Genomic DNA, 15352 nt, shown 5'->3' on the forward strand with positions numbered 1-15352 from the left:
CGAAGGAGTGCCCGCAGGGAGGGAAGAGGCGGCGCTTAGCGCCGAGACCCGCGGCGCCAGCCGCCAATAAACACAGGAGAATTTGTGGAGATTTCTGGTTCCGCCGCAATCGTCACCGGAGGCGCGTCCGGTCTCGGTGCCGCTACCGCCAAGCGCCTGGCCGAGGCGGGTGCCACCGTGTTCGGTCTCGACATCCCGCAGTCCATCGAGCGCGCGGGCGGCAACCTGCCCGACGGTGTCACCCTGATCGCCGCCGATGTGACGAGCAACGACGAGGTCGCCGCTGCGGTCGCCCAGGTGGCCGAGGGCCCGGCGCCGCTGCGCATCGTGGTGAACTGTGCCGGTGTCGGCTGGGCGGGTCGCATCCTGTCCAAGAACGGCCCGCACGATCTCGAGCTGTTCCGCACCGTCATCACCGTGAACCTGCTCGGCACCTTCAATGTGATGCGGCTGGCGGCCGACGCCATCGCCAAGACCGAGCCGGTGGACGAGTACGGCCAGCGCGGCGTGGTCGTGAACACCGCGTCGGTGGCGGCGTTCGAGGGTCAGATCGGTCAGATCGCGTACTCGGCGTCCAAGGGTGGCGTGCACGGTATGACCGTGCCCGCCGCGCGTGACCTGGCGCAGTTCGGTATCCGGGTGAACACCATCGCCCCCGGCATCATCGATACCCCGATGCTCGCCGGCGTCACCGAGGACTACCGCAAGAACCTCGAGGCGGGCGTTCCGTTCCCGTCGCGGCTGGGCCGTCCCGACGAGTACGCCCAGCTGGTGGAGTACATCGCCCGCCACGACTACCTCAACGGCGAGACGATCCGCATGGACGGCGCCCTGCGCATGGCGCCCAGGTAAGCAGTTCGAATACCGAACGGCGCCTTCGTTTTCGGAGGCGCCGTTCGGCGTTTCTACAGGACACGCTCGAAGGTGATGAGGGCCCGGCCCGGGCCGTTGTAGTTCGCGACCGGTCCGGTCACCGTGAAGCCGAGGCTGCGGTGGAAGTCGATCGAGGTGTAGTTCGACGGTGAGGTGATGGCCGACACCAGCTTTCGGCCCTCGGCGCGCACGATCGTGAAGAACTCGTCGTAGAGGGTGCGGCCGAGGCCGGATTTGCGGGCGTCGGGGCGCACGGCGACGAAGTGGATGTAGGCGGCGTCGGCGTCGGCGGGTGAGCCGAAACCGATGAGGAATCCGGAGATTCCGGCGTCGTCGGTGGCGATCAGGCTGGTGCGATGGAAGTGGTCGAGGAACATGCGCGGCAGGTTGTGCGTCACGGCCCGCCCCCACCAGTCGTCGACCACCCCGATCAGTTCGTCGTAGTCCTCGGGACGTGCTCGCCGAATCTCGTGCCCACCCATATGTCCATGGTGGACCGAAATCGCTTATTCGGCACGGTGTTCGATCCGGTTCACGCGCCGACGGCCGACCGGTCCACCGGTTCGATGGGCAACCGCAGGGCCGCAGGGGCACCGGCGGGCACAACGGGAGCACGCGGGGGGACCGGCGCGATCCGGCGGTACGGCTCCCCCGTCGGCGGCCGCGGATCGGCCTCACCTCGGTTCGGCCACAGCGCCGCCGCCCGTTCCGCCTGCGCGGCGATGGTCAGCGACGGGTTGACTCCCAGGTTCGCCGAAATGGCCGAGCCGTCGACGATGCTCAGTCCCGGATAACCGTGCACCCGGTGGTAGGGGTCGATCACGCCGGTGGCCGAATCGGCGCCGATGGCGCATCCGCCGATGAAGTGCGCGGTCATCGGAACACCGAAGACATCGGGCCAGGTGGTGCCCGCGGTGGCGCCGAATTTCTCGGCGACCCTTCGGGTCACCTCGTGCCCGGCCGGAATCCAGGACGGATTGGGGTGGCCGTACCCCTGCTTGCTGGTGTAGCGGCGGCCGAACAGCCCACGCTTGGTGTAGGTGGTGATGGAGTTGTCCAGGCTCTGCATCACCAGCAGGATCAGGGTCCGCTCGCTCCAGCGTGTGGTGCGCAGCAGGCGCACGGTGCGGATCGGATGACGGCCCGCGATGCCGAGCACCCGCAGCCAGCGCGGTGTGCGCTGGTCGCCGTCGACGAGGTAGGTGTTCAGCAGGCCCATCGCATTGGAACCCCGGCCGTAGCGCACCGGTTCCACGTGGGTGTCGGGCGTCGGGTGGAACGAGGAGGTGATCGCCACCCCCGTGGTGACCTCGATGTCGGGATTCACGGTGGTTCGGCCCGCGCCGAGGATGGCCTCGGAGTTGGTGCGGGTGAGCACACCGAGGCGCGGCGACAGCGCGGGCAGGATGGCGCGGTCGCGCATACGGAACAGCAGTCGCTGGGTGCCCCAGGTGCCCGCGGCGAGCACCACCCGGTCGGCGGAGAACGTGGTGCGCTGCTTGCGGATCCAGCTGCCGGTGCGCTCGGTGTCGACGAGCCAGGTGCCGTCGGTTTGCGGACGCAGGGCCGTCACGGTGGTCATCGGCAGTACGGTCGCCCCGGCCTGCTCGGCCAGCCCGAGATAGTTTTTGACCAGCGTGTTCTTGGCGCCGTGCCGACAGCCTGTCATGCATTCACCGCACTTCACGCAGCCGGTGCGGGCAGGGCCGACACCGCCGAAGTACGGGTCGGCGTCGGTACGGCCCGGCTCGCCGAAGTACACCGCGACGGGAGTCGGCACGAAGGTGTGCCCGACGCCCATCTCCTCGGCCACCGCCTTGATGACCGTGTCGGCCGGAGTGTGCAGCGGGTTTCGGACCACCCCGAGCATGCGGGTGGCCTGCTCGTAGTGCGGGGACAATTCGGCTTCCCAGTCGGTGATGCCCGCCCACTGCTTGTCAGCGAAGAACGCCTTCCCCGGCTTGTACAGCGTGTTGGCGTAGTTGAGCGACCCGCCGCCGACACCGGCTCCGGCCAGGATGAAACAGTCGCGCAGGCGATGCACGCGCTGAATGCCGTAGCAGCCGAGTCGTGGCGCCCACAGGTAGCGGCGCAGGTCCCAGTTGGTCGCGGCGAAATCGGCGTCGGCGAACCTGCGGCCCGCCTCGAGCACGCCGACCCGGTATCCCTTTTCCACCAGCCGCAGCGCCGTGACGCTGCCGCCGAAACCCGATCCGACGATCAGCACGTCGTAATGGGTGTTCACGTCCACCATTGTCGCGAGCCTAGGAGCAGCGCCCCGCTCCCGAACCGGGCTCGTGCGGCATTGCCACAGGACACAGGGCGGCCCCTCCGGGACTGGTAACCGTCACAACACCGCCGCGCGGCCGATCGGCACAGCCGATCCGTGACCTCGACCGCGAGCCGCCACCGAACCGACCCCGGCGAGACCCGTTGTGCCGCAGCACAACGGTCCCGCCGAGGCGGCGTCGTGTCACACCGTGCGAGTCAGACGCTCGGTGAGCAGGTGGGCGAAGCGGGCCGGATCCTTCAGTTCGCCGCCCTCGGCGAGAACCGCCGTGCCGTACAGCAATTCGGCCGTCTCGGCGAGCTCGGGCACCTTGCCCTCGTCGGCATCGGACTTGCGCGCGTCGTAGGCGTCGCGCAGACCGGTGACCAGCGGATGGGTGGGGTTGAGCTCGAGGATGCGCTTGGACTCCGGCAGCGCCTGACCCGACGCGCGGTACATGCGCTCGAGCATCGGGGTGAAGTCGAAGACGTCGCCGACCAGGCAGGCCGGTGAGGTGGTGAGCCGGTTGGTGAGGCGCACCTCCTTGGCGACCTCGGACAGGGTCTTGCCGAGCCAGGCGAGCAGGTCGGCGAAGTCCTTGTCCTGCTGTTCGCGCAGGGCCTCGGTCTCCTTCTTCTCCTCCTCGGTCTCCAGATCGACCTCGCCCTTGGCGATGGACTGGAACTTCTTGCCGTCGAACTCCGGCACCGAGCCGACCCACATCTCGTCGACCGGGTCGGTGAGCACGAGCACCTCGAGCCCCTTGGCCTTGAAGGCCTCCAGGTGCGGCGAATTCTCCACCTGCGCACGGCTTTCGCCGGTCATGTAGTAGATCGCGTCCTGGCCGTCCTTCATCCGCTCCACGTACTGCGCGAGCGTGGTGAGCTCGGACTCGGAGGCCGTGGAGGCGAAAGACGAAACGGTGAGCAGGGTTTCGCGGTTGTCGGTGTCGGACAGCAAGCCCTCCTTGAGAACCCGGCCGAACTGGGTCCAGAAGGTCTGGTACTTGGTCTGGTCCTCGGCCGACTGCAGATCCTTGACCGTCGAGAGCACCTTCTTCACCAGACGCTTGCGGATCATCTGGATCTGGCGGTCCTGCTGCAGGATCTCGCGCGACACGTTCAGCGACAGATCCTGCGCGTCGACCACACCCTTGACGAAGCGCAGGTACTCCGGCATCAGCTCTTCGCAGTTGTCCATGATGAACACCCGGCGCACGTACAGCTGCACGCCGCGCTTGTGCTCACGGGTGAACAGGTCGAACGGCGCGGTCGAGGGCAGGAACAGCAGCGCCTGGTACTCGAAGGTGCCCTCCGCCTTCATCGGGATGATCTCGAGCGGGTCGTCCCAAGCGTGGCTGACGTGGTGGTAGAACTCCTTGTACTCCTCGTCGGTGACCTCGCCGCGCGGGCGCGTCCACAACGCCTTCTGCGAGTTCAGCGTCTGGTCCTCGACGACGGTCTTCTCGACCTTGTCCTCACCCTCGCCCTCCATCACGGTCCGCTCGACCTGCATGCGGATCGGCCAGGCGATGAAGTCGGAGTACTTGCGGACGATCTCGCGCAGCTTCCATTCCTGCGTGTAATCGAAAAGGTGATCGTCCTCGTCGGGCTTCTTCAGCGCCAGCGTCACCGAGGTGCCCTGCGGTGCGTCGGTGACGGTGTCGATCGTGTAGGTGGAGCTGCCTGCCGCGGCTTCCCAGCGGGTGCCCTCGGTCTCGCCCGCCTTGCGGGTGGTGAGGGTGACCTTGTCGGCGACCATGAAGGTGGAGTAGAAGCCGATGCCGAACTGGCCGATCAGCTCCTCGGCCGCGGCGTCGGACTTGGCTTCGGTGAGTTTGCGGCGCAGCTCGGCGGTGCCGGACTTGGCGAGGGTGCCGATCAGATCGATCACCTCGGCACGGGACATGCCGATGCCGTTGTCGCGCACGGTCAGGACCCGCTCGTCGGAGTCGACATCCAGCTCGATGTGCAGATCGGTGGTGTCGGCGACGAGGTCCTTGTCCTGGAACGTGGCCAGCTTGAGCTTGTCCAGTGCGTCGGAAGCGTTCGAGATCAGCTCCCGCAGGAACGTGTCTTTGTTGGAGTACACCGAGTGGATCATCAGCTCGAGGAGCTGGTGGGTCTCGGCCTGGAACTCGAGTGTTTCGACTGCTTCTGTCACGCCGACAATGGTATTACCGGGCGAAGTCCTTGAGCGAGGGAACCTCAACTACAGCCTTAGTGGTCATCCATTCGCGCAGGACCTGGGTGGCGCGGACATCGTCTTCGTTGTACTCGAGCAGGCGCGTGCGCTGCGACATGTCGCTGTCGGCGTCGTAACCGACCGCGCGGCGGTACCAGCCCATCGACGCCTCACCACCGGCTTCGGGATCACGCCAGCCGAAACCGGCGACGGGCGCGATCTTCTTGAGTCCCTTGCCGTTCGGACAGATGAACTGGTCGGTGACGGCCTGGAACATGTCGACCCACTCGGGTGAGTCGACGAAGGCGCGCACCTCCTCGTGGGTGGGGATGCCCGGCCTGCCCGCGAACCGGCGCGCCGACTCGTAGAGCCACTTGTCCTCGGCGGTACGCGAATAGCAGTAGGCGGCAAAGGTTTTGCCCGCCGCATGCGCCTGCGCGCGCTGTGCCATCAGCCAGGTCCAGAACTCGCCGAAGGAACGGCCCTCGTCGTCGGTGGGCAGCGGGTCCCAGGTGACGAACGGGCGGTACACGTCGTCGAGCAGGGTGCCCCAGAGGTAGGCGCCGTCTTCCTGGTAGCTCTCCAGATCGACGTCGATCTCCACGTCGGCCCGGCGCACGCTGACGGTGTCGAAGCGCCGGACCAGCGGTGCGCCGGCGATCCAGGCGCGTGCGGTGACGACGGTCTCGGTGAACGGGCCGTGCTGCCAGTCCTCGGGTTCCTCGCCGATCCAAGCGGCCAGTTCGTCGATGGTCTGTACGCCGTGCACACGCAGCACCTCGGCCCGCGAGCCGGGCGCGACCAGACTCACGTCCCGCATCGCCGCCAGCGTGCCCTCGCACCCCGGCTGATCGGGCTCCGGCCCGCGCACCCACCAGGGGCACTGCCTGCACTCGGGCACCTTCGACGGCTGGGTGGGCAGTTCGCCGCGCACCACCGCGATGCGGTCGGCGTAGCGCAGGTCGTAGTCGGCGAGCACACCGGTGAGGTCGTGCACGAGGATGCGGTCGAACGCGAGACCGATGGCGCCGCCGACCAGCGCGGGACTGGCCAGGCCGTGGCGCTGCAACATCCGGTACAGGTGGGCCAGGCGCTGCTGGTCGCGCGGCTGGGGACGCAGCTTCACGTGCTTGTCGCGGCGCGGCTCCCAGCGGAACAGGTCCGAGGTGAGCGGGTGGAAATCGGCCGGGTCGGGGCGGCGCGGGTCGGTGACCTTGTGGTTGACGACGATGATCGGGATGTATCCGCCGCGATCGGCATCACGCAGCAGGAACTCGGCGCCACCACGGCGGCCGGTGTCGGGTTCCTGGGGCAGCAGGCCACCCCAGATCCGCGACGCGCCCGCCCGCATCGCGGCCATCGTCGCGGCGGCGCGCGCACCGGCACGCAGCGCCGGATCGATCACAACCCAGTCGTCGGGAGCGGCGCCGACCAGTTCGTCGCGGACCTTGGTGCGGTACGCGGTGGCCGCCTCGCGCCGCTGCTGCACGCCCGGGTCTTCCCTGACCTCGGCGAGCATGCCGGGGTTGGCGGCGTCCAGGCGCAGCCGGTGGCGGCAGCCGATGAGCGAGCGCGCGTCGAGGAAGGCTGCCGGGGAGCCGTCGCGACCGGCCGAAGTGGCCGTTGTGGGCTCGGTTTCGAGCGCAGCGGAAGCCGGGGCCGGGATCGTCACCGGCCCGCTGTCGAAGTTCTCCTCGGCTGCACGCACACCAGCAGTATGGTCCTTACCCCCGACACATTGCCCAATCGCTACCCTGATCCCACTACGCTACGAAGTACGGCAGGCCGGTCCGGACGGCGCTGCCTCGTGACTTGGCGAGCATGACGGAGGGCCTGATCTCATGGGGTTGTTCAGCAAGCGTAAGCGGCGGCCAAGTCGTCGCGCGGAGGCGAAGGCGCTCAAGCACAAAGCCGCCGTCGAGGCGAAACTCAGCGCCAAGAACGAGCGCAAGGCGGCCAAGGCGGGCGAGCGGACCACCCGCCGCGCGCTTAAGGCGCAGACCCGCACCGAGGCAAAGGTGGCCAAGGCGCAGATCGCCGCGCTGCAGGCCGAGGAGAAGGCGGCACAGAAGCTGGCCGCCAAGGCCGATCGGGAACTGTTCAGCGCGGCCCAGATCCGCAAGTACATCGGGGTGGCCCGGGTGCTGATCCCGGTGCTCGCGCCGCTGGCCTACCGTGGCGCCACCCTGGTGCGCGGGCAGCTCGACGCGCGCAAGGCACAGCAGCTCGGCATCGGCCTGGACCAGCTCGGCGAGTTCAGCGGCCACGGCGCTCGTCTGCAGGCCCGCATCACCAACACCGAGAACGCGCTGGACAAGATCGCGGCCGACTCCCCCGACGGCGACACCGAGAAGTTCGTCGAGGCGGCCCGTTCGCGGCTGACCGACCTCACCGTCGCCGTGCGCACCGCCGAGCAGATGCCCGCGGCGCGCCGCAAGGCCGTGCACACCTCCATCTCCACCGAACTGTCGGTGCTGGAGAACGACGCGCTGGCCCGCCTCGGCGTCCGCTGAACCTGTGACGACGCCGCAGCTCACCTCCCGCCTGCGCGGTGGTGGCTGCGGCGTACTCGTCGGCGCGCTCGCCGTCGCCGCGCACGGTATGGCCGGTGGTGGGGTGCCGCGGTCGGCGGAAGTAGCGCTGTTGCTGCTGGTTTCGCTCGCTACGGGCGCGATCGCCGGGGGCCGGGTTCTTCCCACTTTCGCGCGTCGTGCCGATGCCGGGTGGGTGCGGGCAGCGGGAGCACTCGTCGGCGGTCAATGGGCCGGGCACTACGCGCTGAACGGGACCCTCGATCATCACGCCGGCGTTCTCGACGTGCTGCACCTGCCGAGTGCGCCGATGGTCGTGGCGCACCTGCTGGCCGCGTTGGTCTGTGCCGCATTGATTCTCGCCGCCGAGCGCTTGTATCTCGTTGCCTCGGGCGTGATCCGGGCGGTACTCGACGTTCCGCGAATCGACCCCACGCACCGTGCCGCGCGCTGGACGGAAACCGTCGACATCGTCCTCGGCACCCGCCTGGAAGGTGTGCGATGTCCGCGCGCACCGCCGCTGTCCGCCTGATCTCACTCGACATCAGCACTCTTCGGACAGAAGGCATTCCATGCACAACTTCATCACCCGTGGGACGGCAACGGCCGGTCTCGCGGCCGCTCTCGTGCTCGCCGCCTGCGGTTCGGCGGCGGCGCACGTCACCGTCGACGCGCCCGGCGCCGCCAAAGGCAAGTACACCGTTGCCACCTTCAAGGTGCCCAACGAATCCGACACCGCCTCGACCACCTCGGTGAGCGTCACCGTGCCGAACCTGAAAAGCGTTCGCACCGAACCGATGCCGGGCTGGTCCTCGCGCATCGAACGCAACGACAAGGGCGAGGCGGTGGCCGTCGCCTGGACCGCCGAGCCGGGCAACCCCGGTGTCGGACCGGGTCAGTTCCAGCGTTTCGTGCTCTCGCTCGGACCGCTGCCCACACAGGACGAGGTGACCTTCCCCGCGCGGCAGACCTACAGCGACGGCAAGGTCGTCGCCTGGGATCAGCCGAGCACCGGCGGCGCCGAGCCCGAATACCCGGCCCCCATACTGGCACTCAGCGAATCGGGTGGTTCCGACGGCGGTGACCACCACGTCGCCACCGACGAGCCCGCCGAAGCGGAGTCCGACTCGGTGGCTCGCTGGACCGGTGGAATCGGCCTGGCACTCGGCCTGTTCGCCGCCGCGCTCGGTCTCGGGCTCGTCGCGCGGTCGAGGAAGTCGTGATGCAACGCTGCCAGACTCCTGCGGTGTCCGGGCGGTCACGGCAGTCCTCGCCCCAGGCCGTCGTGCCGAACGAGGTCGTGGCCGAGATCAATCGGTCGGCGCGGCGTCGCCTGGCGCGGCGGTTCGCCGTCACCCTGGTGGCCGGCCTGTTCGCCCTGATCTTCGGTGCGACCGGCATCGCGAACGCGCACTCCGGTGCCGTGAGCAGCGTTCCCGAGGACGGTTCGTCGATCGAGGCGGGACCGGCGCGCGCGAGCATCACCTTCAACGAGGAACTGCAGCAGACGTTTCCCTCGCTGACGGTGGTCGGTCCGGACGGGCGGCTGTGGTCCAAGGGCAAGCCGGTGGTCGAGGGCCGCACGGTGAGTGTGGAAGTGGGTGAACTCGGGCCGGTCGGCGAATACACCATGGCGTTCCGGGTGACCTCCGCCGACGGTCATCCCGTCAGCGGGACGAGGACGTTCACCCTCACCAAGGAAGGGACCGGGACACCGGGCGCCAAGCCGGGCGAGGACGAGGGCTCCGACGGCGAGGAGTCCGGTGGCGTGCCCGTGTGGGTGTTCGTCGCCGGTGGTGTCGTGCTGTTCGGCGTCGGTCTCGCGGTGGCGCTGCTCGGCACCGGCCGCAAGAAGTAGCCGCCGATGACGACCGGAGGCCGGTGGCGAGTGCTGGTTCCGGTCGTCGTCGCCGCCCTCGCCGGGGTCGCGCTCGCCTGGATACTGCGCCGGACCGGCGGTTTTCCGGCAGCGGCGTGGGCCCGGGTGATCGCCGACGGTGCGGGCGCGACGGTGCTCGGGCTGGCGGCGCTGCCCCGCCTCGACCACCGGCTCGCGGTGGCGTGGCGGCCGGTCGCGGTGCTGGCCACGATATGGCTCGGCGCCGAGTTCACCGTGCTGGTGTGCGAGGCGGCGGGCATCGTGGGCGTGCCGGTGCACGAACTCGCCGCGGGCGAATTCGGCACGTTCCTCGGCAGGCTCAGCGGCGGGCAGATCGGGATCGCCATCCTGTTCTGCACCGCCGCCGTCGCCTGCTACGCCGCGTGGGCGTTCCGCAGGCCCGACGACGCCTCGGCCGACCTGGTCCTGGTGTTCGCGGCGGTCGCGCTCGCCCTGCGACCCATCACCGGGCACATGTCGCAGCAGGTGCTCGGGTCGGTGCTCGTCGCGGTCCACGCCCTGGCCGCGGCGGCGTGGTTCGGGCTGCTGCTCGCGCTGGCACTCGTCGTGCGCACGCGCGGCGGCTGGGCGAGCGCGCTACCCCGCTACTCGACCGCCGCCGCGCCGCTGGTCGCGGTGATCGCGGTGACCGGGCTGATCGACGGCCTCGTCCGCATCGGCTCGATACCTGCCCTGGTGACCACCGGCTACGGACGGATCATGCTGGCCAAGGTGGTCGTGCTCGCCATGCTCGCCGGGCTCGGCTGGTGGTGGCGGCGCACCTGGGTGGGCCGGGCCGCCGAGCATCGCGTCACCGCCGACGTGTCGGTCCGCAACGCGGCGATCGAGGTGACGCTCATGGCGGTGGCCCTCGGCTTGGCCGCCACACTGGCCGTGACCGCTTAGACGCCATACAAACGCATTACAGTTGCCGGTATGAGCGACGTGAGGATTGTCGAAGACTGCGCAGCGCCCGCCGAGACGGCATTCGCCTTTGTCAACGACTATCGCAACCTGCCGAAATTCTGGTACGGCATCGAGTCCTTCACCCCGGTCACCGACCAGACCGAGGGTGTCGGCGCGAAGTTCGACGGGAAGATGAAGCTCGGCCCCGCCTCGCTCACCTCCCGCATCGAAGTGGTGCGCTGGGAGGAGGGCTCGGTGATCGGCACCAAGTCGATCAAGGGCTTCGAGATCCTCTCGACGTTCGTCTTCACGCCCAAGGGCGCCGACACCAGCACCATCGACGCGCACATCCAGTACTTCGTGCCCGGCGGTATCGCGGGCAAGATGCTCGGCCGGACCATCGAGCCGTTCATCAAGATCGCCGTGAAACACACCACCGAGGCGCTCATCAGCGAGATCGAGAAGGCCCACCGCCCGACCACCTGACACAATCGGCGTCATGACCGAATCAGCGAATGTAGTGGCAACCGCCGATCTGGCCGATGAGATCGGCCCCGAGATCCGCAGCTGCGATACCCAGTTCATCCAGTTCGGTGGCCGTCAAGCGTTCGCCGGGCGGATCACCACGATCCGTTGCTTCCAGGACAATCTGCTGGTCAAGCAGACCCTCGGCGAACCGGGCGAGGGCAAGGTGCTGGTCGTGGACGGCGGGGCGAGCGTGCACACCGCGCTGGTCGGCGACATCATCGCGGGCCGCGGCGTGGACAACGGCTGGGCGGGTGTCGTCGTCAACGGCGCCGTGCGCGACTCGGCCATCCTGCGCACCCTCGACATCGGGGTGAAGGCGCTCGGCACCAACCCGCGCAAGAGCACCCAGACCGGCAGCGGCGAACGCGATGTGCCGGTGGAGTTCGGCGGCATCACCTTCGTCCCCGGCGAGATGCTCTACAGCGATCACGACGGCGTAGTCGTCCGCGCGGAGGACTGAGAACTCGCACAGGGTGCGGGTCAGGCCTCGCCGACCCGCACCTTGTGACCGGCCAGCACGACGATGTCGCCGACCTGCAGTTGCCTGCCACGGCGCAGTTCCACCTCGTCGTTGACCCGGACCAGACCCTGGGCGATCACCGACTTGGCCTCCGAACCGGAATCGATCAGGTTGGCCAGTTTGAGGAATTGCCCGAGCCGGATGACCTCGTCATCGATCGGCACGTCCACTGGTTCCGACATGCGCTAATACTTACCCCGTCGGGAAATCCGGTCGCCCACCGGGCCCCACGGTGACGAACACGCCGTCGGCGACCCCCTGCGGTTCGCACCCGCTGGCACGCACACTGGATCGGTGACTTCCACGCGGGCCGAGCAACACCCCAGCAGCTCCCTCGACCGGGTACCCCATCGCGCGCACGGCAGGTTCTCCGAGGTACCGCACATCACCGGGCTGGTGCTCGGTGTGTTCGCGGTACTGTGCGCGCTCTGGAGCCTGTCACCGGGGTTGCGGCAGCTCACGGAGGTGCCGCGCGATTATGTGGACACCCACTATTTCGACGCGCCCGACACGAGTCTGGTGTGGGCGCTGGTCGTCGGGTTGCTGGCCGGTGCGGCGGCGAGCCGCAAACGGGTGGCGTGGTGGTTGCTCGTCATCTATCTGACGCTGTACTCGATCACCAACATCGTCGACTACACGAGCACGCGGGAGCTGGATCCGCTGGTGGCGTTCGTCGTGCACGGCGTGGTGCTGGCGATCCTGATCGCCGCCCGCGCGGAGTTCTACACCCGGGTGCGGCCGGGCGCGGTGCGTAAGGCGCTCGCGGTGCTGGTCGGCGGCTGTGCGTTCGGGTGCCTGCTCGGTTGGGGTCTGGTCGAGCTGTTCCCCGGTTCGCTGCCGCGTGGTGCGCAGCGACCGCTGTGGGCGGTGTCGCGGGTGACCGCGGCCGTCCTGATCGACAACGAACACTTCGACGGGCACCCGCCGGGCTGGGTGGATTTCGTGCTCGGCCTGCTCGGCGCCCTCGCGCTGATCGCCGCGGTGATCGTGCTGCTGCGGTCGCAACGGGCAGGCAACGCCATGACCGCGCTCGACGAGTCCGCTCTGCGCGGCCTGCTCGCGAGCGGCGATGTGGACGACTCGCTGGGCTATTTCGCCACCCGCCGCGACCGCGCGGTCGTCTTCGCCCCGAACGGCAAGGCGGCCATCACCTATCGCGTGGAGCTCGGCGTCTGCCTGGCGGCCGGTGATCCGATCGGACCGAAACAGGGCTGGCCGCAAGCTGTCCGGGCCTGGCTCGAGCAGGCCGACCGATTCGGCTGGGCACCGGCGGTGATGGGCGCGAGCGAGCAGGGCGCGCTGGTGTATCAGCAGGCGGGCCTGTCGGCGCTGCGCCTCGGCGACGAAGCCGTGCTCGACACCCGCACCTTTTCGCTGGCCGGTCCCGCCATGAAGCCGGTGCGCCAAGCCGCGAACAGATTGCGCAAGAACGGCTTCGGAATCAGGGTCCGCCGGGCCGGCGAGATATCGCCTGCCGAATTCGCCGAGGTGATCGCGCGTGCCGACGCCTGGCGCGACACCGAAACCGAACGCGGCTTCTCGATGGCGCTCGGCCGCCTCGGCGACCCACTCGACGGCGACTGCCTGCTGGTCGAGGCGATCGACCACGACGAACGGGTTCACGCGATGCTCTCGTTCGTGCCGTGGGGACGCACGGGGGTGTCGCTGGAACTGATGCGCCGCGATCCCGCGAGCCCCAACGGCGTGATGGAACTGATGATCTCCCAACTCGCCCTCAACGCCGATCAGTACGGCATCACCAGGATCTCGCTGAACTTCGCGGTGTTCCGCTCGGTCTTCGCCGAGGGCGGACGCATCGGTGCCGGCCCGGTGCTGCGGGCGTGGCGCGGTGTGCTGCTGTTCTTCTCGCGCTGGTGGCAGCTTGAGGCGCTGTACCGCTCGAACGTGAAGTACCACCCGCGCTGGGTGCCACGGTTCTTCCTGTACGAAGACCGCAGGCAGCTGCCTCGGGTGGCGATGGCTAGCGGCCTGGCCGAGGGGTTCCTGCCGCGGCTGGGCCCACAACCCGACCCCGCCGTCCACACCGGGACCACGCCAGCCGTTCCGGCGACGGTCACCGGCCTGCACGCCGACGGCAGCGCCCCCGACATCGACGCCGACGAGGAGTCCGGCCCCCGCCGCCCCGAACAGGTCCGCGTGCGGATGACCACCCTCGACCGCCTCACGGCGAGCGGCGTCGACCCCTACCCCGCCGCCTATCCGCCCACCCACACCATCGCCGACGCACGCCGCTGCCCGCACGGGACAACCGTGCGGGTAGCCGGTCGGATCACCCGCATCCGCGACTACGGCGGGGTGATCTTCGCGGTGGTCCGCGACTGGACCGGTGATATCCAGCTGCTCATCGACCGCGAACGGGTCGGCGCCCGCGCGGGCGAATTCAGCACCGACTTCGACCTCGGTGACCTCATCGAGGCGAGCGGCCGGATCGGCACGAGCCGACGCGGCGAACTGTCGCTGCTGGCCCAGGACTGGCGGATGAACGGCAAGTGCCTGCACCCGCTCCCCGACAAATGGCGTGGCCTCACCGATCCGGAGGCCAAGGTCCGGCGCCGCTACGTCGACATGGCGATCAACGCCGACAGCCGCGAACTGCTCGCCAAACGCAGCGCCGTCCTGCACTCGCTGCGCGAGTCACTGCACGACTGGGGTTTCCTCGAGGTGGAGACGCCGATCCTGCAGCAGGTACACGGCGGCGCCAACGCCACCCCGTTCCGCACCCACATCAACGCCTACGACCTGGACCTCTACCTGCGTATCGCGCCCGAGCTGTACCTCAAACGGCTGTGCGTCGGCGGCATCGAGAAGGTGTTCGAGATCGGGCGGACCTTCCGTAACGAAGGCGTGGACTACAGCCACAATCCGGAATTCACCATGCTCGAGGCGTACGAGGCGCACAGCGACTACCTGCGGATGATGCAGCTGTGCCGTCGGTTGATCCAGGACGCGGCGGTCGCGGCCAACGGCGCCGAGGTGGTGCTGCGCCCCGACGGCACCGAGGTCGACATCTCCGGCGAATGGCGGGTACGCACGGTGCACGGCGCGCTGTCCGAGGCGCTGGGCACCGAGGTGACCGCGGCGACCGACCTCCCCCGCCTGCGCGAATTGTGCGACGGCGCCGGCATCACCTATCAGCGCGGATGGGACGCGGGCCAGGTCGTACTGGAGATGTATGAGCATCTGGTCGAGTCCGAAACCACGGAACCGACTTTCTACCTGGACTTTCCCACCTCGGTCTCACCCCTGACCCGGTCCCACCGCAGTACCGCCGGCGTCACCGAACGCTGGGATCTGGTGGCCTGGGGAGTCGAACTCGGCACCGCCTACAGCGAACTCACCGACCCCGTCGAACAGCGGCGCCGCCTCACCGAACAGTCCATGCTCGCCGCCGGTGGCGACCCCGAGGCGATGGAGCTCGACGAGGACTTCCTGCAGGCGCTCGAGCACGCCATGCCACCGACCGGCGGTCTCGGCATCGGGGTCGACCGGGTGGTCATGTTCATCACCGGACGCGGCATCCGCGAGACGCTGCCTTTTCCGTTGGTGAAACCGCGCTGAAATCGGGTACACCGACCTTGGCTGTAAACGATCTTGCGCGACACAGCGATGAACCACTGCGTCCCGCGAGTTTCCGGACGAAA

14 protein-coding genes are annotated in these 15352 nt (G+C 68.8%); 9 read left to right on the plus strand and 5 right to left on the minus strand.

Translation table 11 applies throughout. From position 1 onward, the window contains the following. Positions 1-84 precede the first annotated feature (84 nt). A complete protein-coding gene (locus tag AB0F86_RS16615) occupies positions 85-852 on the plus strand; it encodes an SDR family NAD(P)-dependent oxidoreductase (RefSeq protein ID WP_356984711.1) in 768 nt (255 codons plus the stop codon). Positions 853-905: 53 nt separating this feature from the next. Here the strand turns inward: AB0F86_RS16615 and AB0F86_RS16620 are convergent, their stop codons facing one another. From AB0F86_RS16620 to AB0F86_RS16635, 4 genes are all read right to left on the minus strand, one after another. Continuing rightward, a complete protein-coding gene (locus tag AB0F86_RS16620; RefSeq protein ID WP_181698163.1) occupies positions 906-1355 on the minus strand; it encodes a GNAT family N-acetyltransferase in 450 nt (149 codons plus the stop codon). 50 nt (positions 1356-1405) lie between these two features. After that, positions 1406-3127, minus strand: coding sequence for a GMC family oxidoreductase (locus tag AB0F86_RS16625; RefSeq protein ID WP_356984712.1), 1722 nt, complete (start codon positions 3125-3127; stop codon positions 1406-1408). A 219-nt stretch (positions 3128-3346) separates the two neighbouring features. Then, complete coding sequence (gene htpG / locus AB0F86_RS16630; protein ID WP_356984714.1) at positions 3347-5305, minus strand: molecular chaperone HtpG; 1959 nt, start codon at positions 5303-5305, stop codon at positions 3347-3349. Positions 5306-5318: 13 nt separating this feature from the next. After that, complete coding sequence (locus AB0F86_RS16635) at positions 5319-7034, minus strand: TM0106 family RecB-like putative nuclease (RefSeq protein WP_308017158.1); 1716 nt, start codon at positions 7032-7034, stop codon at positions 5319-5321. 133 nt (positions 7035-7167) lie between these two features. Here AB0F86_RS16635 and AB0F86_RS16640 point away from each other — a divergent pair, with 133 nt between their 5' ends. The 7 genes from AB0F86_RS16640 to rraA all read left to right on the plus strand — a co-directional run bounded on the left by AB0F86_RS16640 (position 7168) and on the right by rraA (position 11630). Next, the gene (locus tag AB0F86_RS16640; protein ID WP_356984716.1) at positions 7168-7839 is read left to right on the plus strand and encodes a DUF6474 family protein; all 672 of its coding nucleotides are present in this window, start codon (positions 7168-7170) and stop codon (positions 7837-7839) included. Between the two features lie 4 nt (positions 7840-7843). Beyond that, the gene (locus tag AB0F86_RS16645) at positions 7844-8389 is read left to right on the plus strand and encodes a hypothetical protein (protein ID WP_356984718.1); all 546 of its coding nucleotides are present in this window, start codon (positions 7844-7846) and stop codon (positions 8387-8389) included. A gap of 40 nt (positions 8390-8429) precedes the next feature. Beyond that, positions 8430-9080: a YcnI family protein gene (locus AB0F86_RS16650; RefSeq protein WP_356984720.1), complete on the plus strand. Its 651-nt coding sequence runs from the start codon at positions 8430-8432 to the stop codon at positions 9078-9080. Positions 9081-9214: 134 nt separating this feature from the next. Then, positions 9215-9715 (plus strand): copper resistance CopC family protein, encoded by a 501-nt coding sequence (locus AB0F86_RS16655; RefSeq protein WP_356984794.1) that lies wholly within the window; start codon positions 9215-9217, stop codon positions 9713-9715. Between the two features lie 6 nt (positions 9716-9721). Then, a complete protein-coding gene (locus AB0F86_RS16660) occupies positions 9722-10642 on the plus strand; it encodes a CopD family protein (RefSeq protein ID WP_356984721.1) in 921 nt (306 codons plus the stop codon). Between the two features lie 30 nt (positions 10643-10672). After that, positions 10673-11128 (plus strand): SRPBCC family protein, encoded by a 456-nt coding sequence (locus AB0F86_RS16665; protein WP_225281666.1) that lies wholly within the window; start codon positions 10673-10675, stop codon positions 11126-11128. A 13-nt stretch (positions 11129-11141) separates the two neighbouring features. Continuing rightward, positions 11142-11630, plus strand: coding sequence for a ribonuclease E activity regulator RraA (rraA, locus tag AB0F86_RS16670; protein WP_067495230.1), 489 nt, complete (start codon positions 11142-11144; stop codon positions 11628-11630). A gap of 20 nt (positions 11631-11650) precedes the next feature. Here rraA and AB0F86_RS16675 read toward each other — a convergent pair whose 3' ends face one another. Next, complete coding sequence (locus AB0F86_RS16675) at positions 11651-11872, minus strand: RNA-binding S4 domain-containing protein (RefSeq protein ID WP_181698170.1); 222 nt, start codon at positions 11870-11872, stop codon at positions 11651-11653. A 112-nt stretch (positions 11873-11984) separates the two neighbouring features. Between AB0F86_RS16675 and lysX the strand changes: the two genes are divergently transcribed. Next, positions 11985-15269, plus strand: coding sequence for a bifunctional lysylphosphatidylglycerol synthetase/lysine--tRNA ligase LysX (lysX, locus tag AB0F86_RS16680; protein WP_356984724.1), 3285 nt, complete (start codon positions 11985-11987; stop codon positions 15267-15269). The last annotated feature ends 83 nt before the right edge of the window (positions 15270-15352 follow it).

The sequence above is a fragment of the Nocardia sp. NPDC023733 genome, from assembly GCF_040639775.1.
Lineage (GTDB): Bacteria > Actinomycetota > Actinomycetes > Mycobacteriales > Mycobacteriaceae > Nocardia > Nocardia rosealba.